General features: G+C 61.0%; 22 protein-coding genes and 1 tRNA gene. 15 read left to right on the plus strand and 8 right to left on the minus strand.

The window, feature by feature from the left end; all coding sequences use genetic code 11:
• The first annotated feature begins 54 nt into the window (after positions 1 to 54).
• From ACTJLA_RS17090 to ACTJLA_RS17110, 5 genes are read left to right on the plus strand one after another with little or no spacing between them, the layout of a single operon-like run.
• Positions 55 to 615 carry a carboxymuconolactone decarboxylase family protein gene (locus ACTJLA_RS17090; protein ID WP_054897387.1) on the plus strand — a complete coding sequence of 187 codons (561 nt, stop codon included), beginning with the start codon at positions 55 to 57 and terminating at the stop codon, positions 613 to 615.
• Positions 616 to 654: 39 nt separating this feature from the next.
• The gene (locus tag ACTJLA_RS17095) at positions 655 to 1716 is read left to right on the plus strand and encodes an acyl-CoA dehydrogenase family protein (RefSeq protein WP_034127547.1); all 1062 of its coding nucleotides are present in this window, start codon (positions 655 to 657) and stop codon (positions 1714 to 1716) included.
• The gene (locus ACTJLA_RS17100) at positions 1713 to 2516 is read left to right on the plus strand and encodes an ABC transporter ATP-binding protein (RefSeq protein WP_057975802.1); all 804 of its coding nucleotides are present in this window, start codon (positions 1713 to 1715) and stop codon (positions 2514 to 2516) included. The genes ACTJLA_RS17095 and ACTJLA_RS17100 overlap by 4 nt, the downstream gene beginning before the upstream one ends.
• Positions 2503 to 3702 (plus strand): ABC transporter substrate-binding protein, encoded by a 1200-nt coding sequence (locus ACTJLA_RS17105; RefSeq protein WP_034127545.1) that lies wholly within the window; start codon positions 2503 to 2505, stop codon positions 3700 to 3702. Before ACTJLA_RS17100 ends, ACTJLA_RS17105 begins: the two co-directional genes overlap by 14 nt.
• Positions 3699 to 4460: an ABC transporter permease gene (locus ACTJLA_RS17110; RefSeq protein WP_054897391.1), complete on the plus strand. Its 762-nt coding sequence runs from the start codon at positions 3699 to 3701 to the stop codon at positions 4458 to 4460. Before ACTJLA_RS17105 ends, ACTJLA_RS17110 begins: the two co-directional genes overlap by 4 nt.
• 122 nt (positions 4461 to 4582) lie before the next feature.
• On the opposite strand, the gene ACTJLA_RS17115 is transcribed toward ACTJLA_RS17110, so the two are convergent.
• Positions 4583 to 4714, minus strand: coding sequence for a hypothetical protein (locus ACTJLA_RS17115; RefSeq protein ID WP_254914091.1), 132 nt, complete (start codon positions 4712 to 4714; stop codon positions 4583 to 4585).
• A 174-nt stretch (positions 4715 to 4888) separates the two neighbouring features.
• Between ACTJLA_RS17115 and ACTJLA_RS17120 the strand changes: the two genes are divergently transcribed.
• Positions 4889 to 5083 carry a hypothetical protein gene (locus ACTJLA_RS17120; RefSeq protein ID WP_014718591.1) on the plus strand — a complete coding sequence of 65 codons (195 nt, stop codon included), beginning with the start codon at positions 4889 to 4891 and terminating at the stop codon, positions 5081 to 5083.
• A gap of 10 nt (positions 5084 to 5093) precedes the next feature.
• Here ACTJLA_RS17120 and ACTJLA_RS17125 read toward each other — a convergent pair whose 3' ends face one another.
• The gene (locus ACTJLA_RS17125; protein ID WP_034127544.1) at positions 5094 to 5474 is read right to left on the minus strand and encodes a hypothetical protein; all 381 of its coding nucleotides are present in this window, start codon (positions 5472 to 5474) and stop codon (positions 5094 to 5096) included.
• A 238-nt stretch (positions 5475 to 5712) separates the two neighbouring features.
• Here ACTJLA_RS17125 and pvdQ point away from each other — a divergent pair, with 238 nt between their 5' ends.
• The 3 genes from pvdQ (at position 5713) to ACTJLA_RS17140 (ending at position 9350) form a co-directional block, all read left to right on the plus strand.
• Positions 5713 to 7992 (plus strand): bifunctional acylase PvdQ, encoded by a 2280-nt coding sequence (gene pvdQ, locus ACTJLA_RS17130; protein WP_197900209.1) that lies wholly within the window; start codon positions 5713 to 5715, stop codon positions 7990 to 7992.
• A 214-nt stretch (positions 7993 to 8206) separates the two neighbouring features.
• A tRNA-Cys gene (locus tag ACTJLA_RS17135) sits at positions 8207 to 8280 on the plus strand.
• A 350-nt stretch (positions 8281 to 8630) separates the two neighbouring features.
• Positions 8631 to 9350 (plus strand): DUF4377 domain-containing protein, encoded by a 720-nt coding sequence (locus tag ACTJLA_RS17140; RefSeq protein ID WP_440841671.1) that lies wholly within the window; start codon positions 8631 to 8633, stop codon positions 9348 to 9350.
• Between the two features lie 436 nt (positions 9351 to 9786).
• On the opposite strand, the gene ACTJLA_RS17145 is transcribed toward ACTJLA_RS17140, so the two are convergent.
• Positions 9787 to 10728 (minus strand): aromatic alcohol reductase, encoded by a 942-nt coding sequence (locus ACTJLA_RS17145; RefSeq protein WP_034127534.1) that lies wholly within the window; start codon positions 10726 to 10728, stop codon positions 9787 to 9789.
• Positions 10729 to 10824: 96 nt separating this feature from the next.
• On the opposite strand from ACTJLA_RS17145, the gene ACTJLA_RS17150 reads away from it, so the two are divergent.
• The 4 genes from ACTJLA_RS17150 to ACTJLA_RS17165 all read left to right on the plus strand — a co-directional run bounded on the left by ACTJLA_RS17150 (position 10825) and on the right by ACTJLA_RS17165 (position 14900).
• Positions 10825 to 11274 carry a winged helix-turn-helix transcriptional regulator gene (locus tag ACTJLA_RS17150; protein ID WP_034127533.1) on the plus strand — a complete coding sequence of 150 codons (450 nt, stop codon included), beginning with the start codon at positions 10825 to 10827 and terminating at the stop codon, positions 11272 to 11274.
• Between the two features lie 122 nt (positions 11275 to 11396).
• On the plus strand, positions 11397 to 12005 hold the full coding sequence (locus tag ACTJLA_RS17155) for a LysE family translocator (protein ID WP_034127532.1): 609 nt from the start codon (positions 11397 to 11399) through the stop codon (positions 12003 to 12005).
• 959 nt (positions 12006 to 12964) lie between these two features.
• Positions 12965 to 13948 carry a GlxA family transcriptional regulator gene (locus tag ACTJLA_RS17160; protein ID WP_050516238.1) on the plus strand — a complete coding sequence of 328 codons (984 nt, stop codon included), beginning with the start codon at positions 12965 to 12967 and terminating at the stop codon, positions 13946 to 13948.
• 37 nt (positions 13949 to 13985) lie between these two features.
• Positions 13986 to 14900, plus strand: coding sequence for an ADP-ribosylglycohydrolase family protein (locus ACTJLA_RS17165; RefSeq protein WP_262020444.1), 915 nt, complete (start codon positions 13986 to 13988; stop codon positions 14898 to 14900).
• Positions 14901 to 14903: 3 nt separating this feature from the next.
• Here the strand turns inward: ACTJLA_RS17165 and ACTJLA_RS17170 are convergent, their stop codons facing one another.
• The 5 genes from ACTJLA_RS17170 to ACTJLA_RS17190 all read right to left on the minus strand — a co-directional run bounded on the left by ACTJLA_RS17170 (position 14904) and on the right by ACTJLA_RS17190 (position 21437).
• Positions 14904 to 16151, minus strand: a complete 1248-nt coding sequence (locus tag ACTJLA_RS17170; protein ID WP_262020443.1) for an NAD(P)/FAD-dependent oxidoreductase — start codon at positions 16149 to 16151, stop codon at positions 14904 to 14906.
• 2 nt (positions 16152 to 16153) lie between these two features.
• Positions 16154 to 17725 carry an aldehyde dehydrogenase (NADP(+)) gene (locus tag ACTJLA_RS17175; protein WP_262020442.1) on the minus strand — a complete coding sequence of 524 codons (1572 nt, stop codon included), beginning with the start codon at positions 17723 to 17725 and terminating at the stop codon, positions 16154 to 16156.
• 163 nt (positions 17726 to 17888) lie between these two features.
• On the minus strand, positions 17889 to 18836 hold the full coding sequence (locus ACTJLA_RS17180; protein WP_262020441.1) for a dihydrodipicolinate synthase family protein: 948 nt from the start codon (positions 18834 to 18836) through the stop codon (positions 17889 to 17891).
• A gap of 37 nt (positions 18837 to 18873) precedes the next feature.
• Complete coding sequence (locus ACTJLA_RS17185) at positions 18874 to 19800, minus strand: 4-hydroxyproline epimerase (RefSeq protein ID WP_198791315.1); 927 nt, start codon at positions 19798 to 19800, stop codon at positions 18874 to 18876.
• A gap of 11 nt (positions 19801 to 19811) precedes the next feature.
• A complete protein-coding gene (locus ACTJLA_RS17190; protein ID WP_060765130.1) occupies positions 19812 to 21437 on the minus strand; it encodes an APC family permease in 1626 nt (541 codons plus the stop codon).
• 187 nt (positions 21438 to 21624) lie between these two features.
• Here ACTJLA_RS17190 and ACTJLA_RS17195 point away from each other — a divergent pair, with 187 nt between their 5' ends.
• On the plus strand, positions 21625 to 22434 hold the full coding sequence (locus tag ACTJLA_RS17195) for a helix-turn-helix domain-containing protein (RefSeq protein WP_440841676.1): 810 nt from the start codon (positions 21625 to 21627) through the stop codon (positions 22432 to 22434).
• Between the two features lie 153 nt (positions 22435 to 22587).
• Complete coding sequence (gene treS, locus ACTJLA_RS17200) at positions 22588 to 24651, plus strand: maltose alpha-D-glucosyltransferase (protein WP_034127524.1); 2064 nt, start codon at positions 22588 to 22590, stop codon at positions 24649 to 24651.
• Positions 24652 to 24705 lie beyond the last annotated feature (54 nt).

Below are 24705 nucleotides of genomic sequence, written 5' to 3' on the forward strand. Positions count from 1 at the left end.
GCTTTTTTTAGAACCAACAGACTGGGGCATTCAAACCCAACAGGAGTCCACTTCATGTCCCGTGTACCGTTGCTCACGCCTGAAACCGCACCGGAAGCCGCCAAGCCCTTTCTGGAAAACGCGCTGAAAGGCTCGGGTTTTATCCCTAACCTACTGGGCGTACTGGCCAACGCACCGGCTGCGCTGGAAACCTACATCACTGTCTCCGGCTTGAATGCCAAGGCCGAGCTGAGCCTGGCCGACCGTGAAGTGGTGCAACTGATTGCCGCTACTACCCACGGTTGTGATTTCTGCGTCGCTGGCCACACGGCGGTTGCCCGCAACAAAGCCAAGTTGCCCGAGGAGGTGATCGAGGCCTTGCGCCGCCGGGGTGAGTTGCCTGACGCGCGCTATGAGACACTTGCCGCGTTTACCCGTGAAGTGATCGCCACCCGTGGGGATGTGAGTGACGCGGGCTTTGAGGCGTTCCGCGCCGCTGGCTACACCGACGGCCACGCGCTGGAAGTCATCCTGGGTGTCAGCCTGGCAACCCTGTGCAACTTCGCCAACGTGTTTGCCCGCACCCCGCTGAACCCGGAGCTGGCGCAATACCGTTGGGAAAAACCGGCCAACTGATTCGGCGTTGGCCCACCTGCTGTAAAAGGAGAGACATGAATGCTTGACCCAATCTTGAGCCGTTGGCTCGATGTTCAAGCGCAGGCCCTGGACGTGGGCAGTTGCGATCCACAGGAAGTGCTGCCACGGCTGGCAGAAGCCAATATTCTGAGAATCGGCGTGCCCACCCACCTGGGCGGCCTGGGCGGCGATGTGGCGGGTGCGGTCGAGGCCATCGCCAATGTGGCCAGCCATTCCCTGGCTGCGGCGTTTGTGTGCTGGGGCCAGCGCTCGTTTATCGAGTACCTGCTGCAGAGCCCCAATCAGCGCTTGCGCGAGCAGCTGATGCCAGACCTGCTCAGCGGCAAGTTGGCCGGCGCCACCGGGCTGTCGAATGCGATGAAGTTCCTGTCGGGTATCGAGACGTTGCAGATCAGCGCCGAGCCCAACGACCACGGTTGGATCCTCAACGGTCGCCTGCACTGGGTGACCAACTTGCGCAAGAATGGCTTTGTCGCTGCGGCGGCCATCGAGCATGCCGGGGGCGGCGCGCCATTTATCCTGGCCATTCCGGATTCGGTGGCCGGGTTGCAGCGCTCCCGTGACCTGGAGCTGCTCGGGCTGCAATCGAGCAACACCGCAGCGCTGGGCCTGGAAGGCGTGGAGCTGAGTCGCGAGTGGTTGTTGCACGAGGATGCGCGCAAGTTTTTACCGGCGGTACGCCCGGCGTTTCTAGGCTTGCAGTGCGGTATGTCGATTGGTTTGGCACGGCGTTCCCTGGCTGAAGTAGCCCACCATTTGGGCGCCAGTCGTACCGTGTTGCGCGACGAGCTGGAAGCCCTGCGCGCAACGCTGGATCATCTGGTCAGCGAGCTTAAAAAGGGGCTGTTGGCCGGGCGCTTTACCGCCGAGCCCATACCGCTGTTCAAACTGCGTATCGCCTTGGCCGAAACCGCCGCCAGCGCTGTACAGCTTGAACTGCAAGCCAGTGGCGGAAAGGCCTACCTTACCGCCCACGGCAGCGGTTTTGCGCGGCGCTGGCGCGAGTCGGCCTTTGTGCCGATTGTGACGCCTAGCCTGGTGCAACTGCGTACCGAGCTGCACCGCCAGGCCAGTCTATGAGCCAGGCGGTATTGACGGCCCAGGGCATTTGCCTGGGGTACGGCAGCGGGCCGGTGTTGCAAGGCTTCGACTTGCACTTGCAACCGGGTGAAGTGGTGTCGATCCTGGGCCCCAGCGGCGTGGGCAAATCCAGCCTGCTGCGGGTGCTGGCTGGCTTGCAGGTACCTCAATCTGGCCGTGTGCAGGTATTGGGCGAGCCATTGAGCGGCCCGCATCCGCGCGTGGTGGTGGCCTTTCAGGACCCGAGCCTGCTGCCTTGGTTGACCCTGGAAAAGAACGTCGCCTTTGGTCTGGATTTCGCCCGCCAACCGCACTTGAGTGGTGAAGAGCGCCGCCGGCGTGTTGACCACGCCATTGCAGCGGTAGGGCTGGAACCTGCGCGCCAGCAGTTCCCGGCGCAATTGTCCGGTGGCATGGCCCAGCGCACGGCATTGGCTCGCTGCCTGGCGCGTCAGCCGCAAGTGTTGCTGCTCGACGAACCCTTCGGCGCCCTGGACGAAGTGACCCGCGCCGACATGCAGCACCTGTTGCTCAAGGTCAATCGTGAGCAGGGCTCGGCGGCGGTATTGATCACCCATGACATCGACGAAGCGCTGCTGCTGTCGGACCGCATCCTGCTACTGGGTAACCGCCCGGCGCGGACGTTGGGCGAGTGGGCTATCGATTTGCCGCATCCACGGGAAGAACAGGTCGAGGCCATCGGCGCGCTGCGTATCGAAATTTTGAAAACCTTACGGCAGGCGAGCCGCCCTCAACCCAACCCCCTTGAACGACAGGAGTTTACTTATGTGTCTGGATGACCTGGCCCACTCGCGCCGTGACTTTCTCAAACTCTCCGCCGTGCTCAGTGCCGCCGGCGCCTTGCCTCTGCTGAGCAGCCTGCAGGCGCGTGCCGCCAACGAGCCCGACGCGCCGGTGCGTATTGGCTATCTACCTATCACTGACGCCACGCCACTGCTGGTGGCCCACAACAATGGCCTGTTCGAAGCCGAAGGTATCAAGGCCGAGCGCCCAGTGTTGTTGCGCAGTTGGGCCCAAGTGATCGAGGCGTTTATCTCCGGCCAGGTCAACGTGATACACCTGCTGTCGCCAATGACCGTATGGGCGCGCTACGGCAGTAAAGTGCCGGCCAAAGTCGTGGCGTGGAACCATGTGGGCGGTTCGGGCTTGACCGTATCCCCAGGTATTACCGACGTGAAACAACTGGGTGGCAAGTCGGTGGCGATTCCGTTCTGGTACTCGATTCATAACGTGGTGGTGCAGCAACTGTTCCGCGATAACGGCCTCACGCCGGTCACTCGTGCCACCGGCAGTTCGATTGCCGCCAATGAGGTCAACCTGATCGTGTTGCCGCCCTCGGACATGCCTCCGGCCCTGGCCAGCAAACGCATCGACGGCTACATCGTCGCCGAACCGTTCAATGCCCTGGCAGAAAACCTCAAGGTCGGTCGCGTGCAGCGCTTCACGGGTGACGTGTGGCGCAACCACGCGTGCTGCGTGGTGTTCATGCACGAGCACGACCTGGCCAACCGTCCGGAGTGGTCGCAGAAGGTGGTGAACGCCATCGTCAAGGCCCAGGTGTGGACCCGCAACAACCGTGAAGAGGCGGTGAAGCTGCTGTCCAAGGATGGCCCGAACCGTTACACGCCCCATGCCGAACCGGTGTTGAGCAAAGTCCTGGCGCCGGCGGCCAGCGACCGCGCCTCCTACGTGGCCGACGGCGCGATCCAGCACGCCAACTGGGACGAGCATCGCATCGACTTCCAACCGTACCCGTTCCCCAGCTACACCGAAGAACTGGTGCGGCGCTTGAAGGACACCTTGATCGAAGGCGACAAAAAGTTTCTCACGGACCTGGACCCAGCCTTCGTGGCCAAGGACCTGGTGGACGACCGCTTCGTGCGCAACGCGATCGAAGCCGTGGGTGGCATGCAGACCTTCGGTTTGCCGGATGGTTATGAGCGGCACGAGGAGATCGGCGTTTGAACAACAGCAGAATCCCCGGCTGGTGGCTGGGGCTGAGTGGCTTGGCGGGTTTGTTGGTGCTGTGGTGGTTGGGCGTGAAAGTGTTCGGCGAGGCCGATGGCCTGTCGGCGCGCTTTTCCCTGGCGGCCACCGCCAGCAGCTTGTGGGAATTGCTCGGGCGGGGTGAGTTGTACCTGCATATCGCCGTGAGCCTGAAGCGTATTTTCGTCGGGCTGTTTATCGCGTTGTTGGTAGGCGTACCCCTCGGGCTGCTGGTGGGCAGTTCGCGTAACCTGGAGGCGGCGACCACGCCGGCGTTCCAGTTTCTGCGGATGATTTCGCCACTGTCCTGGATGCCGATCGTGGTGATGCTGATGGGTGTGGGCGACCAGCCAATCTATTTCCTGCTGGCCTTTGCCGCTGTCTGGCCGATCATGCTCAACACCGCAGCGGGCGTGCGTCAGCTCGACCCGCGCTGGTTACAGTTGAGCAAGAGCTTGAGCGCCACGCGTTGGGAAACCTTGCGCCGGGTGGTCATTCCTGGCGTGGTAGGGCATGTGCTGACCGGCGTGCGCCTGGCCATCGGCATCCTGTGGATCGTGCTGGTGCCCTGCGAAATGCTCGGGGTCAGTGCGGGGCTGGGGTATTACATCCTCGACACCCGTGATCGGCTCGCGTATTCGGAGTTGATGGCGATGGTAGTGGTGATCGGGGTGCTGGGGTTCGCGCTGGATGCGTTTGCGCGTTGGTTGCATCGGCGGTGGGTGCATGGCGGCTAAGTGGTTGAAACCGGCGTCGAGGCTCCGAACCCGCCTGACGAGTAGGTAATGTCGATGCAGTAACGCGTGAAGCCCCCAGGCGTGCTGCACGCGTTGTGCACGAAGCGTTATCCGGATGCAGATCAGCGGCGCTGGTAACCGCCACCACCCTCATAGCGGTGATCATGCCAGCCCCCGCCGCGCGGGAAGAAGAAACAACCGCCCAGGCTCAGCATGATCATCAGTGGAACCAGCAGGATGAGTCGTCGCAGCATTTCACAGTTCTCCAAGGGGTATTCGCAAGGCCTGTCAGGCGGAGGGCAAGCCAAAACTTTTCATCGCCTGTAACATAAGACCCTGCCGAAACCGCGCCATCCCCGTGACTGGGTATGTGCTTGGCATGCACGGCGATACACAGTGGATACATTCTTCAGGTTCAGGAACTCGTCATGACCCAAAAGCAACGCTTGAAATACTCGCTTCTGATTGCCCTGGCTGTACTGGGCGCGATGTTCGGCCTGTCTTATCTGCAGAACACAGGCGTGATCAGTGAAAAAACCTTCCAGTACCTGGCCATCGCGATTGCCGTGGTCGTCGTCGTGATCAACGGCATCATGCGCCGCAAGGTCAAGCCTAACTTCTGACGGGCGTCAGTCAGGCACGACCTTCGAGTACCTTGGCAGCCTCTTCATGGAGGCTGTAGCTCTTGTCAGCGTTGAGGGTGATCACGCCCTCGCTGCATAGACGCTTGAGTACCTCGCGCACGCTGAGAAACGACAACGGTATGCCCAGCTCCAGCAAATGGCTGTGCACGCCGCGTACCCCGAGGGTGCGCTGGTTGTCGGCGGCAGTGAGGAGGGCGTCGATGACCTTCAGCCGGATCAGGCTGGTGCGCAAACCGAAACACTTGAGCAAATGGCGGATGCGCTGGTTGCCCTGCTGTTCGGGCGCGTTACCGAACGCCCGTGCGTCGTTGCCATAGTGGGTATCTGCGGCCTTTGAATGTCCATCCGTGGGCACTTGCGGGTTATACATGCAAAAACTCCTTTTCAGAGCCTGATCAGGAAAAAGATGGTGCTCTTGGGTAATAAGACGAACGAGTGACGCAAATCATGAAACGATGGATGTAGAAAATTTGTCGGTATCAGGTTTGTCACATCCCCTGCGCCGTCGATAGGCAACCTTGTGCGGTTAAATTTTGCCGGGCGATGTGCGTTCTTACGGTGGGGTAACCATCCCTCGTGAGGCTGTTCAATTTGACTGTGGAGTCGGCGTGATTATTTCCAAGGGGTTGTCCAGAGTGGGCACGGCAGGGCTGTTACTCGCCTTGAGCCTGGCCGTATCGGCACGCGAGCAAGTGACGCAAACGTCGGCGGATATACGGCGTACCAGTTATGGCGTGCCGCATATTCGCGCCTCTGATGAGCGGGGCCTGGGGGTAGGTATGGGGTACGCCTATGCCCAGGACAACCTGTGCCTGCTGGCCAATGAAATAGTCACGGTCAATGGCGAGCGGGCGAGGTTTTTCGGGCCGGACCAGGCGACCCTGGAAGAGCGCAACAACCTTGCCAGCGATGTATTCTTCAACTGGCTGAATACACCCGAGGCCGTTGCGGCATTCTGGAAAGCCCAGACGCCCGAGATGCAACAGCGCATCGAAGGGTACGTGGCCGGCTACAACCGTTATCTCAAGGATAAGGGCGCACCCGCACAGTGCCAGGCCGCCTGGGTACGGCCCTTGGTAGTGCAAGACCTGGTGAAGTTGACCCGCAGGCTATTGGTGGAAGGGGGCATCGGCCAATTCGCCGAAGCCTTGGTCGGGGCAGCACCGCCGCAGGCCACCGCCAGTGTGCAGCCCGGTGCCAAAGCCTTTGCCACGGCCGCCGCCAACCAGCAACGCTTCACGCTGGATCGAGGCAGCAATGCCGTTGCCGTGGGCCGTGACCGCTCATTCAATGGCCGTGGCATGCTGCTGGCCAACCCGCATTTCCCGTGGGTGGGCGGCATGCGTTTTTACGAGATGCACCTGACCATCCCGGGCCAGTTGGATGTGATGGGCGCTGCACTGCCAGGGCTGCCCGTGGTGAACATCGGTTTCAACCAGCATGTGGCGTGGACCCACACCGTGGACACGTCCAAACACTTCACCCTGTACCGCCTGACCCTCGACCCCAAGGACGCCACCCGTTACCTGCTGGACGGCAAGTCCATCCCCCTGGATAAAACCGCCGTAACGGTACAGGTCAAGCAAGCCGACGGCAGCCTCAAGGCCGTGACCCACACCGTCTACAGTTCGCAGTTCGGCCCCGTGGTGCAATGGCCGGGCAAGCTCGACTGGGACAACCACTACGCCTTCAGCCTGCGCGACGCCAACCTGGGCAACGACCGGGTGCTGCAACAGTGGTACGCCATGAACCGCGCCGGTAGCCTCAAGGAGCTGCAAACCTCGGTGCATACCCTGCAAGGCATCCCCTGGGTCAACACCCTGGCCGCCGATGACCAGGGCCAAAGCCTGTACATGAACCTGTCGGTAGTGCCCAACGTCAGCGCCGCCAAGCTGGCAAAATGCAGCGACCCACGGGCCGGCCTGCAAATGATCATGCTCGACGGCGCCCATAGTGCCTGCGCGTGGGACATCGACCCGCGCGCGGCCCAGCCGGGTATCTTCCCGGCCGACCAGTTGCCCCAGTTGCAACGCACCGACTACGTGCAACACTCCAACGATTCCGCCTGGATGGCCAACCCCAAGGCGCCGCTAAGTGGCTTTTCGCCGGTGATCAGCCAGGACAACATCGGCCTCGGCCCGCGTGCGCGCTTCGCGCTCCAGCGCCTGCAAACCCTCGAGCAGCAGCCGATCACCGTCACTGATCTGCAAGACATGGTCATGGACAACGAGGTGTACCTGGCGGGCCAAGTCATGCCCGACCTGCTGACGTTCTGCGCCAAACACCTGGGCGCTGACGCCGCTGCGCTAGAGCCGCTGTGCACCAGCCTGAAAAACTGGGACCAGCGCGCCAACCTCGACAGCGGCGTCGGCTTGGTGCACTTCATCAACCTGGTGCAGCACCTGCAGCAAATCCCTGACGCCTGGCGCGTGGCCTTCGACCCGGCCCACCCCCTGACCACCCCTAGCGGCCTCGCCATCGACCGCGCCCCGGTCGCCAAGGCCCTGCGCGCAGCCATGCTGGCCTCCAGCGCTGAGGTCAGCAAACTGGGGCCGACCCGCTGGGGCGATATCCAAGTCTCCGGCCAAACCCCCATCCACGGCGGCCCGCAAGAACTCGGTATCTACAACGCCATGCAAACCGTGCCCCGCGCCGACGGCAAGCGCGAAGTCGTCAGCGGCACCAGCTACCTGCAAATCGTCAGCTTCGACGACAAAGGCCCCAACGCAGTCGGCGTCCTGGCATTCTCCGAGTCCAGCAACCCGGCGTCCGCCTATTCAAAGGACCAGACCCAAGCCTTCTCCGAGAAAAAACTGCGCCCATTGCCCTTCACCGAGGCCCAGATCAAGGCCGACCCGCACTACCAAATCCACACGGTGAAGGAGTAGGGCAGAGGCGCAACCCCTTGATGCCAAGGCAGAATATTTTTTGAAATCAAGGGGTTGCAGGCCTAGGCAAATGAGTACATAATGGCGCCCATCGAACGCAACGAAGCATTAAAAACTTCAATGTATTCAATGAGTTAGAGTAGAGGCAGGCTTCACGTAGCCCACTCAAGTTTGTATGCGGTGAATGTCAGCAACCAGGGCATTGATCGTTTGAGGCCGAGTAGCAAAATGGTTATGCAGCGGATTGCAAATCCGCCTACGCCGGTTCGATTCCGACCTCGGCCTCCACTCTTGAAAACCCCGTAGATTAACGTCTACGGGGTTTTTTTATGCCAAAAATGCAGCAATACCGCCACCGCCCTGATTCCGTGAAACTGATCGAAGCAAATGATGTCCGATTGCTATCGGCCAAGGAAGAGGTCCGTCAAGCGCGCATTGGGTCTACGCTCAGTAAAGCCTCAAGCGACCTCCTCATGCCGGTTTAGCCGCGCGCTTATCCTGCCAGCGCAGGATAACGTCCGCACTCATCAAAGCTGACAGAGTGACCCATGAAACAAAAAATTCTTCTTGTAGCCGTGTGTGCTGCACTCATCCAAGGCTGTGCCGCCCCTTCCAAAAGCCATGAAGAATCACCTTCAATGCCTATTACCTCAGCAGCTGTAGCCCAGCCAACCTTATCCGCTTACGACTGGAACCTGGTCTCGGCAACGGATGCGTCGGGCAAGCCTCTTGTGGCGATGAACAAAGGCATCGAGCGCAAGTTGCGCGTTGCCTTCGGTGACAAGAACCTGAGCATCAGCGGTGGCTGCAATCGTCAGTTCGGCGGCTTTCACTATCAGGACGGAGTTCTGAAGGTTCAGCCACTGGCCTCTACGCTGATGGCCTGTGACAAGAGCCTGATGGACCTTGATGCCCAAGTAGGGCGGCTGTTCAAGGGTGATCTGCGCGCTTTGATCACCGGCGATAACGTGGCGCCGATGCTGCAACTGACGACAGCGGATGGCTCGGTGCTCAAGCTGCAAGGCGAGGCCACCCCGCAGACCCGCTACGGTAGCGAGGGTGAGGTCAAGTTTCTGGAAGTGGCGGCCAAGACGGTCAAGTGCAGCCATCCTTTGATCCCAGGTTATCAGTGCCTGCAAGTGCGCGAGCGTCGCTATGACGACGCGGGCCTGCAACTGGCGACCCAAGACACCTGGCATCCGCTGTACCAGCCTATCGAAGGCTTTGTGCATCATGACGGCGTGCGCACTGTGCTGCGGGTCAAACAGTACGAATGGAAGAATCCGCCAGCGGATGCGCCTTCGACGGTCTACGTGTTGGATATGGTGGTCGAGCAGGACGCTTCTGGCAGCAAGTAAGCGAACACAAACCCCGTAGATCAGCGTCTACGGGGTTTTTTATTGCCTGTGATTTATGCGTGTTTTCGACGAGTGACACGTCTAGATCAAGGGTCCTGGGTCGATCAGGGGTTGTCACGTGCGGATTTGCCGACTACCCTGAAAATGTTTAAATTATTACAAACAATTTCGGTGTGACTGTTTTTTAGGTCATACGGCTTCAGGACGAGGAACGAAAAATGTTTTCACATGAAGGTACTGCACTAGAGCTGTTGGTCTTGGTTTTTGGCGTCACTGGGTTATTGTTGATCGCCTGGTTTATTCACCATCAATACGAGCTAAAGTCGCGTAGGCATGTAAAAAAACAACATGTTTCTGGCCAGCAGCGTGAAGCTCAGAGCCGCTGACTGTCCCTTCACCCGTGCCAGCCTTTACGGCTGGCTTCAGCATCCGGTTTTCAATGGACTGCAAGGTTTTCCCGAGCCCACTGCTCAGCAGTGGTGACAGGAATCGATTGTTGCTCGTTGAACGTGGCCGCCTTAGGCCAGGCCACACCTTTGCCTTGTGCGAATACAGCACGGTACTTCTTGATGTGGTGCGTGGGGTCTTTTTCCAGTGCCTGCATGAGATAGTCAACCGTCCACACGTTGCGTTTGAACGGGCGATCCAGAACGCGTTCCAGCATGCTCGCAACCTGCCCATACGTGACGGTGTCGCCGGCGAGATAGACAATCTGATTGCGCATGCGCGGTTCGAAGAACACGATTTGCGCTGTCAGCGTACCGATGTCGTCCGGTGTCGTGAGCGTCACGCTGTTCTCGAGGCTGCCCAGGGCGTTCACTGTGTTGTTGTCGAAGTCGACGACCTCGAACACCGGCTCGAACAGGAAGCTGGTGAACATGCCTGTCGAGATGATGACCCATTCAGTGTTGTCCTGGGCGCGCAGCAACTCACGCACATCCAGTTGGGCATCGAACAGATCCTGGGGGCTGCCCCGGCCAATCACTTCGAAATCCACGCCAAACTGCCAGGGGAAGTAGCGCTTCACGCCGGATTTGAGTGCGGCGGTTGCCAGCTTCATCGGGGTTTCTCGGCCCGCGATCATGCCCGCGCAGCCGATCACGGTATCGAAGCGTGCGAAGACCTTGGCAAGTTGATCGATTGAGTCGTTCACCAGATCTGCGGCGACCATCTGGATGCCCAGGCTGCGCAGCTCATCGATGTCTGCCTTTTTCTCGGGCGCTTGAGTGTTGATGGTCGATTCCCTGAGTAATACGCTGATGGTGGAACCGGGCGCGCGTTTGGCCTCCCGCGCCAGGTTGCGCAAAACCGGCAGGCCGAGTTCGCCGGCACCTAGAACGAGGATCGATTGAGGGGGAAGTGGGGTCATTTCAGGCATGATTTCTCCGCAGACCTGTTGGCGATAAGATGAGCCCATGCTGGCACGATTCGGCAGCGCTCATAAGAAGGCACACGTGTGATACCAGGGGTAGAAATGACCGATCAGGAAACGCTCAGCCAGGCAGAAGTTATCTGCCAGTCGCTCAGAGAGGAGGACGATGGCGTCAGGCGTGAAGTCCTTGCTCATGCCGGTAGCCGCTGGGCATTGGGCATCCTGCATGCCCTGGGTGTGTACGGTGCAATGCGTCATGCCGAGATAAAACGACAGATGACGGGTGTGACTCAGCGCATGTTGACCAAGACGCTTCGTGCCATGGAGCGCGATGGTTTGTTGGTTCGGCGCGAGTTCGGTGAAATTCCTCCCCGCGTCGAGTACGAGCTGACGCCGCTGGGCAGGGAGCTTTTGATTCGCATGTCGCCTATCTGGACCTGGGTGGTGGAAAACGTGGAGGACTTTCGCAAGGCTCGGCGTATTTTCGACAGTCAGGAAGGCAAAAAACCGGCATGGCAGGTTCCCACACCGGTTCCCGATGCGCCTCGGTAAGCGCTACTTCTCGATGAAGGCTTTGCAAGTGTATGCCTCGATCCATCCCTAGCTGTACGGGGCGCAGCGCGCCATAACCCCCTACTGTCGCAGGCACATCACCCCCGCTTGGATGCCGCGCCATGATCATGTCTACCAGCCTGTTATCAGCTTTCGTGCTGTTCGCTTTTGTCTCTTCGATCACCCCTGGGCCCAACAACACCATGTTGCTGGCCTCAGGCGTGAATTTCGGCTTTCGCCGTTCGATGCCCCATGCGCTGGGGATCAGCATCGGCTTCATGCTGTTGGTGATTTGTGTGGGGCTTGGCTTGGGCGAGGTGTTCAAGCTGTTCCCGTGGGCCTACACGCTGTTGCGGTATGTCGGCGCCGCGTATTTGTTGTACCTGGCGTGGAAGATTGCCAATGCGGGCGGCATGTCTGATAACCCGGATGAACATGGCAAGCCGATGACCTTCCTCGGTGCGGCGGCCTTCCAGTGGGTCAACCCCAAGGCGTGGATCATGGCGCTGGGGGCGATCACTACCTACACGCCGGCCGAGGGTTATGTCACCAATGTGCTGGTGATCGCCCTGGTTTTTGCGGTGGTCAACCTGCCGAGCGTGTGTGTATGGGTGGGGTGTGGCAGCGGCTTGCGCAACTTGCTGCGTGAGCCGCGCTGGTTGCGGATGTTCAACTGGTCCATGGCCGGGCTGTTGGTGTTGTCGCTGTATCCGATGCTGTTTGTGGGCTGAGGTGGCGTAGGTAACGCGTTGATTGTCAGGCCGTCATCGCAGCATAGGTATCTACATAACTTCGGCACGACGCTAAATCTGTGGCGAGGGAGCTTGCTCCCGCGACGGCCTGGCAGCCGACACAGATATAACTGATGCGCCGCGATCCAATGTGGGAGCTGGCTTGCCTGCGATGACCATAGGTATCTATACAACTTTGCAAAGCACCCGTAGCAGCCGACGGTAACCACGATGCGAAGCGAGATCGCTCTTGATCTGCTTTTGATCTTAGGCGCCCCGTCAAACCACGCTGGCGGAGTACGGGCACACCGAGCCTAAGCGAGGTGCCGAGTGGTGGGGCAAGAGCGTTTTGCTTACTTTTGTCTGGGCCGGCATTCCGGCTTTTCAAAAGTGAGCCGCTGTAAAAGCGGAACCCTAAGTGGCCGCTACCGCAGGAATGGATATGTACACGGTCCAACTGAGTTGACCGTCAGGCCGTCATCGCAGGCAAGCCAGCTCCCACATTTAGGTCTCGGGGCGTCAGGTAGATCACCGTCGGTTGGCAGGCCGTCACGGGAGCAAGCTCCCTCGCCACGATGCGGGATTAGACCGGCGAGATGGTCGCCAACATGCCGATGCCAATGGTCAATACCAAAAAGCCGAACAGGAAAATTGCCATCTTGGTCATAAGGCCTCCGAGGGGAAGGGGACGACAGGAGTGTCGGGATGGGGCTATTGTCCGCCTCAAGCGGTTTTCAATACAGGCGCAGATCGAAAAGAAAAAACCGTATCAGATCACCGCGCAGCGCCTGGGCCGTGGCTTTTCAAGCGAACAGTTTTTATCAAGATCAGTGCAATGGCCGCTGCCAGCCTCGAGCGTCACCTGAGACAGGCACTGCATTTGCCCCTAAGATAGCGCCCACTGCACAACAATAAGCGTGGGCCGACCCTCGATGGAAAGACGCCAGTTCAGCGGTGGCATGCAAGGCAAGAACCTGCGCTACCTCAGTGATAATCCCCAGCAATCGACCTCGGTCACCCGTGTCGGTTTTTTGCTGCTCGAACACTTCTCCTTGCCGGCCTTCACCCAGACCCTCGACACGCTGGTGACCGCCAACTTGTTGCGCCCCGATCTGTTCGCTACGCGCACCTTCGGCTGGGGTGAGGGCGAAGTGATCAGCGACCTGGGCCTGGTCATTCGCCCGGATGCGAACCTGATGCTGGCGAGCTTGCAGGACTTGGACCTGTTGGTGATCTGCGGTGGTTTTCGTACCGAACTCAAGGCGAGCGAGCCATTTATCCAATGGCTGCGCAGTGCGGGTGAAGCGGGCGTGCGCCTCGCCGGTTTGTGGAACGGCTCGTGGTTCCTCGGGCGTGCGGGGCTGCTGCAGGGTTACCGCTGTGCCATCCACCCCGAACATCGCCCGGCGCTGGCCGAAGTGTCCAAGGCGGCGCAGGTCACCAGCGAGCCCTACGTGATCGACCGCGACCGCCTCACCGCGTCCAGCCCCTCGGGGGCTTTCCATATGGCCTTGGACTGGATCAAGAGCCTGCATGGCAAAGCCTTGGTCGAAGGCATCGAAGATATCCTGGCGTTCGAAGAGTCGCGCTACCGCCGCATCAAACCCACTGAAAATATGTGTGTCAGCGCGCCGTTGCGCGAGGTAGTGAAGCTGATGGACGCCAACCTCGAAGAACCCCTGGAGCTCGATCAACTCGCCGTTTACGCCGGCCGTTCCCGCCGTCAGCTGGAGCGTCTGTTCAAAGAACAGCTGGGCACCACGCCGCAACGCTACTACATGGAACTGCGCGTCACTGAAGCGCGACGCCTGTTGCAGCACACCGAGTTGTCACAGGTGGATGTGCTGGTGGCGTGCGGGTTTGTCTCGCCGAGCCATTTCAGCAAATGCTACAGCGCGTATTTCGGCTATCGCCCCTCCAAGGAGAAGCGGTTGGTCAAGTAGCCTGGCGGGCTTAGAAAGATTTTCAAAAGGAGTGGCAATGGATATCACGCTTTTGGATCGTTATCGCGGCAGCCTACTTGGGCTGGCGTGTGGCGATGCGGTAGGGACGACGGTTGAATTCATGCCCCGCGGCAGCTTTTCTCCCGTGACGGATATGCTAGGCGGCGGACCATTTAGCCTCAAGCCTGGCCAATGGACTGACGATACCTCCATGGCTCTGTGTCTGGCCGAAAGCCTGTTGCGCAAAGGCGGTTTTGACGCGATGGACCAGATGGGACGTTATCTGAATTGGTGGAAGTGGGGTTACTTGAGTTCTACCGGAGAGTGCTTTGATATCGGCATGACAGTTCGCGAAGCGCTGGAGCAATTTCAGCAAAGTGGCAACGCTTTTGCGGGCTCAACACATCCGTATTCGGCCGGCAATGGTTCAATGATGCGTCTCGCACCTGTCGTGTTGTTTTACTTTCCAGATAGGGCGGACATCCACCTGTTTGCCGAGCAAAGCTCGCGAACTACGCATGCCGCGCATGAGGCTATCGAGTGCTGCCTGCTGCTGGCCGAGGCTATCAGCAATGCCCTGAGCGGCGTGCCAAAGAAACAGGTGCTGAGTTTTTCCCACACCGCGCTGTCGGTTCCTAAGGTCAAGGCTATCGCCTCTGGCGACTATCGCGATAAAACCTCTGCTCAAATCGTTGGCTCAGGTTATGCGGTGGCTTCGCTGGAGGCCGCATTCTGGTGTTTCGATCAGACCTCAAATTTTGCTGAAGCGATACTCGCTGCCGCCAACCTTGGGGATGACGCAGACACTACTGCCGCAATCGTTGGGCAACTGGCGGGGGCGTATTACGGCGTCCAGGCTATCCCTGTCGGTTGGTTGAACAAGCTATGGATGCGCGATGAAATCCAAGAAACGGCTGATGCGTTATTCAGCACTTCGCGCTTACCACGGTAAGGTTTAGAAACGATCTAGCCGATAAGGCTGTAGTTCTGGCACCCGCTCACCCGCAGCAAGTGGCCCAACCCGCTCGGCCGTCACCGCCGCTTGTGTCAGCCCCAGGTGCTGGTGACCAAATGCAAGCAGCACTTTGCCCTCGCACACCCGGTCAATGATCGGCAGCGAGTCGGGCAGGGAAGGGCGAAACCCCATCCAGGGCGTGGCTTCGCTGTCGCTCAGTTCGTGTCGGAACAACCCTTTGCTCAACCGGTGCAACTGCCAGGCCCGTTGCATATTGGCCGGGCGGTCGAGGCCGGCGAATTCGACCGTGCCGGCCAGGCGCAGGCCACCGGTCATGGGCGTCATGATGAATTTGCGCTCCAGTGAAGTGACCGCGAAGGGCAGGCGCTGTTGTTCGTGGGGCAGCATCAGGTGGTAACCGCGTTCGGTGTCCAGCGGCACTTGTTTGCCGGTGAGAGCTGCGGTGAGTTTGGCCGAGTGGGCGCCGCAGGCAATCAGCACTTGCTGCGCTGTCAGTACGCCTTGGTCGGTCATCAGGGAAACGCCACTACCCTCCAGGCGTCCGTCCAGAACGCGCTGCTGAAGAAATTGCACCCCCTCAGCCTTGGCCGCGTTCACCAGTTCGCCAACCACCGTGTACGGGTCCAGAAAATGTCCGGTAGCGGGAAAGAACAAACCGCCTTGTATGGCGTCGCTCAGTTGCGGCGCAGCCTTGCGCACCGCATCGCCGCTCCAGAAGTCCACGGCGACGCCTTGCTGCCGCATGCGTTGCTGCACTGCATCCAGCGCTGCGCGGGATTCGGCGCGCTCAAACACCAATAGCGAACCGTCTTCACGCAGCAATTGCGTTTGACCCATCGATTGCAGCAAGCGTTGCCACGCGCCCAGGCTGCCTTCGTTCAGCGCGCGAAGGCCTGCCACGGTGCGCTGGTAACGCGCTGGCCGCAGGTTGAGCAACAGGCGGATAAACCAGGGCAGGGCGCGGGGCAGATAGGTCCAGTCCAGGCGCAGCGGGCCCATGGGGTCCAGGAGCATGGCGGGCAAGCGCTTGAGGATCGACAGGTCGGCGATGGGAAACACCTGTTCCGTCGCCAGGTGGCCGGCGTTGCCGTAGGAGGCACCCATGCCGGGTGCCTGCGGGTCGAGCACGACGACTTGGCGGCCTTGGCGTGCCAGCTGCAAGGCGCAGGCGACGCCGATAATGCCGGCGCCGACTACTACGATGTCTGCTTGCTTGGGATCGGCCATGATTATGCTTCTCGCTGGCCGTCGAGCAGGCGCCGCAACCGCAGCGGGTTGTCGTGCTGCAGCGCGGTGGGAAGCAAGGTGTCCGGGAAGTCCTGGTAACACACCGGGCGCAGGAACCGCAGAATCGCCGCCGTGCCCACCGACGTACTGCGCGCATCCGAAGTCGCCGGAAAGGGCCCGCCATGCACCATGGCGTCGCACACTTCTACGCCAGTCGGCCAGCCGTTCACCAGCAGGCGCCCAGCCTTGCGCTCCAGCACCGGCAGCAATGCCCGCGCCTGTGGCAAGTCATGGTCATCCATGTGCAGGGTTGCGGTGAGTTGGCCTTCCAGGTGTTCGGACACCTGGCGCATTTGCTCGACATCACGGCACTGCACCACCAGCGAGGCGGCGCCGAATACTTCGGCTTGCAGGTGTTCATTGTTCAGGAACGCCTCGGCCGGGGTCACGAACAGATGGGCCTGGCCCTGGTTCGGCCCGGTCGCTGGCAAGCCCTTGGCGGCGATGTGAGCGTGCTGGGCCAGGGGCTTCAGGCCGGTTTCGTAGGCGCTGAAAATACCCGGTGTGAGCATGGTCTGGGACGGGCAACGCGAGAGCCGCTCACTGGCAGACTGAATAAAACGGTCCAGAGCGGCGCCTTGCAGGGCAATCATCAGGCCAGGGTTGGTACAGAACTGGCCGGCGCCTTGGGTCAGCGACGCGACGAATCCTTCGGCCAAGGCTTCGCTCCGAGCTTCAAGCGCAGCAGGAAACAGGTACACCGGGTTGATCGAGCTCATTTCCGCGTACACCGGGATCGGCTCCGGGCGTGCCTGCGCCGCTTGGCACAGGGCAATACCGCCACTGCGCGACCCCGTGAAGCCCACAGCCCGGATGCGCGGGTCGCGCACCAATGCGATACCCATCTCGTTACCCGCACCATAGAGCAGTGAAAACACACCCTCCGGCAAGCCACAATCTTTGACCGCCCGGGCGATGGCGCGGCCCACCAGCTCGCTGGTGCCGGGGTGCGCGTTATGCGCCTTGACGATCACCGGGCAACCGGCGGCAAGGGCCGATGCGGTATCGCCGCCCGCCACGGAGAAGGCCAGGGGGAAGTTGCTGGCACCGAACACGGCTACCGGGCCCAGGGCGATATGGCGCTGGCGCAGGTCGGCACGGGGCAGGGGTTGGCGCTGGGGCTGTGCGGTATCGACGCGCACGTCGAGCCATTCGCCCAGGCGCACGGTGCGGGCAAAAGCGCGCAGTTGCCCGCAGGTACGGCCGCGTTCACCTTCAATGCGTGCGCGAGGCAACCCGGTTTCGGCGCAGGCGCGTTCGATCAACTCATCGCCCAAGGCTTCGATGTGGCTGGCGATGGTTTCAAGCAACGCGGCGCGATCTGCCAAGGTGGTTTCGCGGTAAGCGTCGAACGCGGCCCACGCCAGTGCGCAGGCCTGGTCGACGTGCTGCTCATCCCCGCAAGCGTAGGCGGGTTCCAGTGGGGTGTTGGTAGCGGGGTTGATCGCCCGGATCGCATCGCGATGGCCGCAAACCGATTGCTGACCGATCAGCATCTTGCCTGTCAGAGTCATGGTGAAATCCTGGTAAACAAAAGAGGTGTTGTAGGAGCGAGCTTATGTGGCGAGCAAGCTTGCTTGCGCTGGGGTGCGAAGCGCCCCCAATAAACGCCGGAGACTGCTGCGCAGTCAGCGGGAGCAAGCTCCCTCGCCACAGCAAGCTCGCTCCTACAGAAAATCAAACGATGTTCTGTTCGGCCGACCAGTTGGCATACCACTGGCGGAACAGCGCGTACTGCTGCTCGGCATACCGGCGCTGGGCAGCGCTGAGCTCGTCGGTTTCGTTGAAGTGCAGGGCGTAACCCTGGTCGCCGTTGAGCACCATCAAATGCTTGTAATACAGCACCAGGTCGCAGCCCTCGTCGAACGAGGACAACACCGCCAGTGCAGCTTCCAGCTCGCGGGCCTGGCGACGCGCCTTGGCATCGCCCTTGGCGGCTTTTTTGCTCAGCGCCACCAGTTGCAGCACCTCGCGCGGCAGTGCATTGCCGATGCCGGTGATAGCGCCGGTGGCGTTGCAGTTGACGAAGCCGTGTACCACCTGGGTGTCGACGCCGACCATCAGGGTCACATCATCATCCTGGGAGGTGATGTTTTCGGCAGCGTAGCGCAGGTCGGCGGCGCCGCCGAACTCCTTGAAGCCGATCAGGTTCGGGTGCTCGCGGCGCAGTTCGAAGAACAAATCAGCGCGGGTGGCGAAACCGTAGTAGGGGCTGTTGTAGATCACCGCCGGCAGGTTGGGAGCGGCGTTGAGGATCGCTGCAAAGTGGGCCTTTTGCGCAGTGGCCGAAGCCCCTCGGGACAGCACGCGGGGAATCACCATCAAACCATCGGCGCCGACTTTGGCGGCATGGGCTGCGTGGGATACGGCTTCACGGCTGTTCACCGCCCCCGTACCGACGATGGTCGGCACACCCGCAGCCACCAGGCGCGCCACGCCTTCCTGGCGCTGGGCCTCGGTGAGCAGCGGCCAGTCGCCCATGGAACCGCAATACACCACGGCACTCATGCCGATGTCGATCAGCTCGCGGCCCTTGGCCACCAGTGCGTCGAAGTCCGGTTGGCGCTCGGCGGTGCAAGGGGTCATCAGGGCGGGCATGCAGCCGGTGAAGATGTTGTCGCTCATGGTGCTAACTCCGGTTTCAGTTGAATGAATAATGGGCTCAGATGCCCCAGGCAAACGGGTCTTGTTCGTCGATCAGCAAGGTGCTGTCGGCGGTCATGTAGGCGCGGCCGGTGATGAATGGGCGTACGCGTTCGCCGTCCCATTCATAGCGGCCCAGGAACTGGCTGCCGGTGATGCTGGCTTGTACCCAGGGTTCTCCTGCGGCCAGTTTTGCGTCGGCGGCCAGGCAGGCGAGCTTGGCGCTGGTGCCGGTGCCGCAGGGGGAGCGGTCATAGGCTTTGCCGGGGCACATTACGAAGTTGCGGCTGTCGGCGTGGGCGTCGTCGGCGAACAGTTCGATATGGTCGATCAGCGCACCGTCTGCGCCACGGATGCCTTGGGCTTCGAGGGCTTTGAGCATGGCCCAGGTGTAGTCGGTCAGGGCCTCCACGTTGTCCATCTGCAACTCATGGCCGTGGTCCGACACCAGGAAGAACCAGTTGCCGCCCCAGGCGATGTCGCCCAGCACCACGCCATGCCCAGGCACTTCAACCGGCACCTGCTTGCGGTAGCGGTAAGCGGGTACATTGCGCAGGGTCACGCTGCCGTCGTCGTGCAAGGTGGCCGCGACCGGGCCGACCGGCGTGTCAAGGCTGTGCACGCCCGGTTGGATCAGCCCCAGGTGGTGCAGCGAGGCAACCAGGCCGATGGTGCCGTGGCCGCACATGCCGAGGTAGCCGGCGTTGTTGAAGAAGATCACCCCGCAGGTCGCCCCCGGCGTGACTGGCGCACAGTACAGCGCGCCTACCAGTACATCGTTGCCCCGTGGCTCCAGCAGGCAGGCGCGGCGCCATTGATCGTGGTGGGTGCGCAGGTGCTCCAGTTGCTCGGCGATCGAGGCACCGACCAGTTCGGGAAAGCCGCTCATGACCAAGCGTGTAGGTTCACCGCCGGTGTGTGAGTCAATCACATGCAGCCGTTTCATAAGGCGCTCCATCAGTGGGTAGTCGGGGATAGTGGGGCGCTGTAGTGCGCGTCGCTGACGGCTTCGCTTTCGTCCTCTTCCTGCTCCAGGCGTACCCAGTGGGCGGGTACACCGGTGGCGGCGCCCCAGTAGTAAATGCCCAGGGCGCAGGCCGCCACCACCAGGGTGTCAAACGGGTGGCTGATCACCCCGATACCGCCAAAGCTGCCGAGTTTGGAGAGCAGGATGGTCACGGCGTAGAAGCCGATCAGCCAGGCCGAGGAGCGTACTTGTTGCTTGAGGTTCAGGTGCGCGGTCGGCACCCAGCGCGCACACAGCAGGTACACCGCAAACATCAGAATTTGCAGGCCCAGCAGCCAGGACACGGTGTTCCAGCCCGACCAGTACACGATCAACGCAGCGATGATGAATGACAGCGGGCCCAGCACCGCCATGCCCTTGACCCGAAACGGGCGCGCCATGTCGGGTGCATTGCGGCGCAGGGCGGCGACTGTCACCGGGGCCACGGCATAACTGAGGATCAGGGCGGCGGACACCACGTTGATCAGCGCTTCCCAAGACGGGAACGGCAAGGTCCAGAACACCGACAGGCCAAAGGTCAGCCACAGCGCCGGGCGCGGGATGCCGGACTTCTCATCGATGCGCGTGAAGATCTTGAAAAAGGTGCCGGTCTGCGCCCATCCATACACCACGCGCGGGGTGGCGTTCATGTAGATGTTGCCGCAGCCGCTGGGGGAGATCACTGCATCGGCCACCACCAGGTAGGCCAGCCAGCCCACGCCCAGCGCCAGGGCGATATCGCGATAGGGCAGGGCCAGTTCCTTGCTGATGCCGGCCCAGCCATTGGCGAGCATTTCGGTAGGCACGCCGCCGAGGAACGCGGTTTGCAGCAGCACATAGATGGCCGTAGACAACAATACCGAGAGGATCAAGGCGATGGGGATGGTGCGCTGTGGGTTTTTCACTTCGCTGGCCACCGAAATGATCGGCGTCAGGCCCAGGTAGGCAAAGATCACCCCGCCTGCCGACACGGCCATCTCGATGCCCGACAAGCCGAACGGTGCAAAGCCATGCACCTGGAAGTTCTCCGGCTTGAAGAAGGTGAACAGCACGCCGATCACCAGCAACGGCACGATGAACTTGAATACGCTCACCAAGTTATTGGCGATGGCAAAGGTCTTCACGCTGCGGTAATTGAGCACAAAGAACAGGCACAGCAAGGCAAATTGCACCAGCCAGCCCAGGGTGGTGGGGTCGCTGGAGCCGGCCTTGGTCAGCTCTGGAAACCAGGCTGCCGCATATTGACGCGAGGCGACCACTTCAATCGCCACCAGGCTGGAAAACGCGATCAGCGTGATAAAGCCCATCAGGTAGCCCAGCAGCGGGCCATGGGAATACACCGGGTAGCGCACCACGCCGCCAGCGCGGGGTAGGGCGGCGCCCAGTTCGCAGTAGACAATGCCCAGCAACAGCACGGCGAAACCGCCCAGCAGCCAGGAAAAAATCCCCGCCGGGCCTGCGATGGCAGACACGTGACTGGCGGCGAACAACCAACCCGATCCGAAGATGGCTCCCAACCCGATAAAGGTGAGGTCCATCAGTGACAGCTGTTTCTTGAACTTGCCTTGGCCTGACATAGCGGCGCCTTCTTGTGAGTTATTGGATAGGCATGCAGTGGCGCTATCCTGAACCCATCAGGCAGGCTGACGATTGATGTTTTGCGCAGGGATGGATGACGAATTCAGCACAATTTGCCGCGCTCGACAGCGCTCGCCCCATGCCTCAATCTGCTGGCTGTCGACGAATAAAGGGGCTGAGAAAGTCATGTTGCAAAGCGCGTTCGCGAGCCTTTTCCAAGGCAGCCGACCCCACAGCATCGAGCAGCTATTAAGCGGGGTAGAGCAGTTGCTGCCGATGCTTGATGTACTGCCCAATGCTGCGATTTTCATCAAGGACATCGACGCTCGCTACGTGCTCGCCAACCGCACCCTGGTGCAACGCTGCGGCCTCAAACACCTGCAACCGCTGCTGGGCAAGACCAGCGCCGAAGTGTTTCCCGCGCAATTGGGCCCCGGCTATACCGAGCAGGACCGGCGCGTGCTGAAGCAAGGCCTGGTACTGGAGGATCAACTCGAACTGCACCTCTACGGCACCCGCGAACCGGGCTGGTGCCTGACCCACAAGTGGCCGCTGTACAACCAGCTCGGTGCGATCATCGGCCTGGCCGGGATCTCGGTAGATCTGCAATCAGCCAGTGAAACCCACCCGGCCTATCAGCGTCTGGCGGCGGTGGACGAACACATCCGCAGCCATTTCAACCGACGTGTCACCCTGGGGGAATTGACCCGAATCGCCGGGATTTCCGTGGCGCAACTGGAGCGCTACTGCAAGCGCGTGTTTCACCTCACGCCTCGGCAAATGATCCAGAAAGTCCGGCTGGAACATGCCCGGCGGTTGTTGCATACCGAGCTGCCGATTACCGAGGTGGCGCTGCAATGCGGGTACACCGATCACAGCGCGTTTACCCGGCAGTTCAAATCTTCAACCGGGTTCACCCCTAGGCAGTACCGGCAAGCGACGCAAGGCGGCAGGCCAGATGAAAATCTAATGTGGGAGGGGGCTTGCCCCCGATAGCAGTGTGTCAGTCAGGATATTTTTATCTGATCCACCGCCATCGGGGGCAAGCCCCCACCCACATTTGGATGAAGCCAAGTCGATGCAACGAATGCCGCCCACGCCCCTCATATGCTTACACCGACCCTTTTCACCACGACAGGTACCGAGCTTATGACCGCGGCGAACAACGATCATGTGAACTGGCTGGTGCAACATTCCATGCTCCACGCAGCGCGGCAGCGGGCCAAGCTGTATTCGGGGCAAGGCCGCCTGTGGCAGCAGCCTTATGCACAGACCCGGCCGCGTGACGCTTCGGCCTTGTCGTCGGTGTGGTTCACGGCCTACCCCGCCTCGATTGTCACCCGCGAAGGCGGCACCGTGCTGGAGGCGCTGGGGGACGAAACCCTGTGGCATACCCTGTCGAAGATCGGCATCCAGGGCATTCACAACGGCCCGCTGAAGAAGTCCGGTGGTTTGTCTGGCACCGAGCACACCCCGACCATCGACGGCAATTTCGACCGCATCAGCTTCGACATCGACCCGCAACTGGGCACCGAGGCACAATTGCAGGCCTTGACGCGCATGGCTGCCGCGCACAATGCGGTGATCATCGACGATGTGATCCCGTCGCACACCGGCAAGGGCGCGGACTTTCGCCTGGCTGAAATGGCCTATGAGGACTATCCCGGCCTGTACCACATGGTCGAAATCCGCGAGGAAGACTGGCCGTTGCTGCCCGACGTGGCTGCCGGACGCGATGCACAAAACCTCAGCCCCTCCCAGGTAGACGCACTGCGCGACAAGCACTACATCGTCGGCCAATTGCAGCGGGTGATTTTCTTCGAGCCCGGCGTCAAAGAAACCGACTGGAGCGCCACCCCGGTGGTGCTCGGCGTAGATGGCAAGCCGCGGCGCTGGGTGTACCTGCATTACTTCAAGGAAGGCCAGCCGTCGCTCAACTGGCTCGACCCTTCGTTTGCTGCGCAGCAGATGATCATCGGTGATGCGCTGCACGCCATTGATGTGATGGGCGCGAAAATCCTGCGCCTGGATGCCAATGGCTTTCTCGGCGTGGAGCGCAAGCTCGATGGCACGGCCTGGTCCGAAAGCCATCCGCTGTCGATCACCGGCAATCAGTTACTCGGCGGCGCCATTCGCAAGGCGGGCGGGTTCAGTTTTCAGGAACTCAACCTCACCGTGGACGACATCGCGTCCATGTCCCACGGCGGCGCTGACCTGTCTTATGACTTCATCACCCGGCCGGCCTACCAGCATGCATTGCTGATGGGCGACACCGAGTTCCTGCGTCTGATGCTGCGCCAGATGCACAGCCTCGGCATCGACCCCGGCTCGCTGATTCACGCGCTACAGAACCACGATGAACTGACCCTGGAGCTGGTGCACTTCTGGACGCTACACGCCCATGACAGCTTCCTGTTCCAGGGCCAGACCTTCCCCGGCAACATCCTGCGCGAGCATATCCGCGAACAGATGTACGAACGCCTGACCGGTGAGCATGCGCCGTACAACCTCAAGTTCGTCACCAACGGCGTGTCCTGCACCACCGCCAGCATCATCACCGCAGCCCTGGGTATTCGTGACCTGGAGGCGATCACCCCGGCGGATATCCAGCAGATTCGCCAGATCCATTTGCTGCTGGTGATGTACAACGCCATGCAACCTGGGGTGTTTGCCTTGTCCGGCTGGGACCTGGTGGGCGCGCTGCCGTTGGCGGCCGAAGACGTGGCGCACCTGATGGCCGATGGCGACACACGCTGGATTCACCGTGGCGCCTATGATCTGGTAGACCTGAACCCCGACGCCGAACTGTCAGCTGGGCAAATGCCGCGCTCCAAAAGCCTGTATGGCAGCCTGAACAGCCAACTGCAGGACCCGGAGTCCTTTGCCTCCCAACTGCAAAAAATCCTCGCCGTACGCCGCGCCTACGACATCGCCGCCAGCCGCCAGATCCTGGTGCCGGATGTCGAGCATCCCGGCTTGCTGATCATGGTGCACGAACTACCGGCGGGTAAGGGCACGCAAATCACCGCGCTGAACTTTGGCGCCACGCCGATCACCGAAACCCTGCACCTGCCCAACATCGCACCGGGGCCGGTGGTGGATATCATCAATGAGCGGGTGGAAGGCGATTTGACCGAGGAGGGCGCGTTCACGATTACGCTGGACGCTTATGAAGGGTTGGCGTTGCGGGTGGTGAGCAGCACGCCGATGTAAAGGCGACGAAACGGTAACTGTGGCGAGGGAGCTTGCTCCCGTTGGACTGCGTAG

Origin of the sequence: Pseudomonas sp. 22072, from assembly GCF_052046095.1 — a bacterium.
In the GTDB taxonomy this organism is placed as follows: domain Bacteria; phylum Pseudomonadota; class Gammaproteobacteria; order Pseudomonadales; family Pseudomonadaceae; genus Aquipseudomonas; species Aquipseudomonas paracarnis.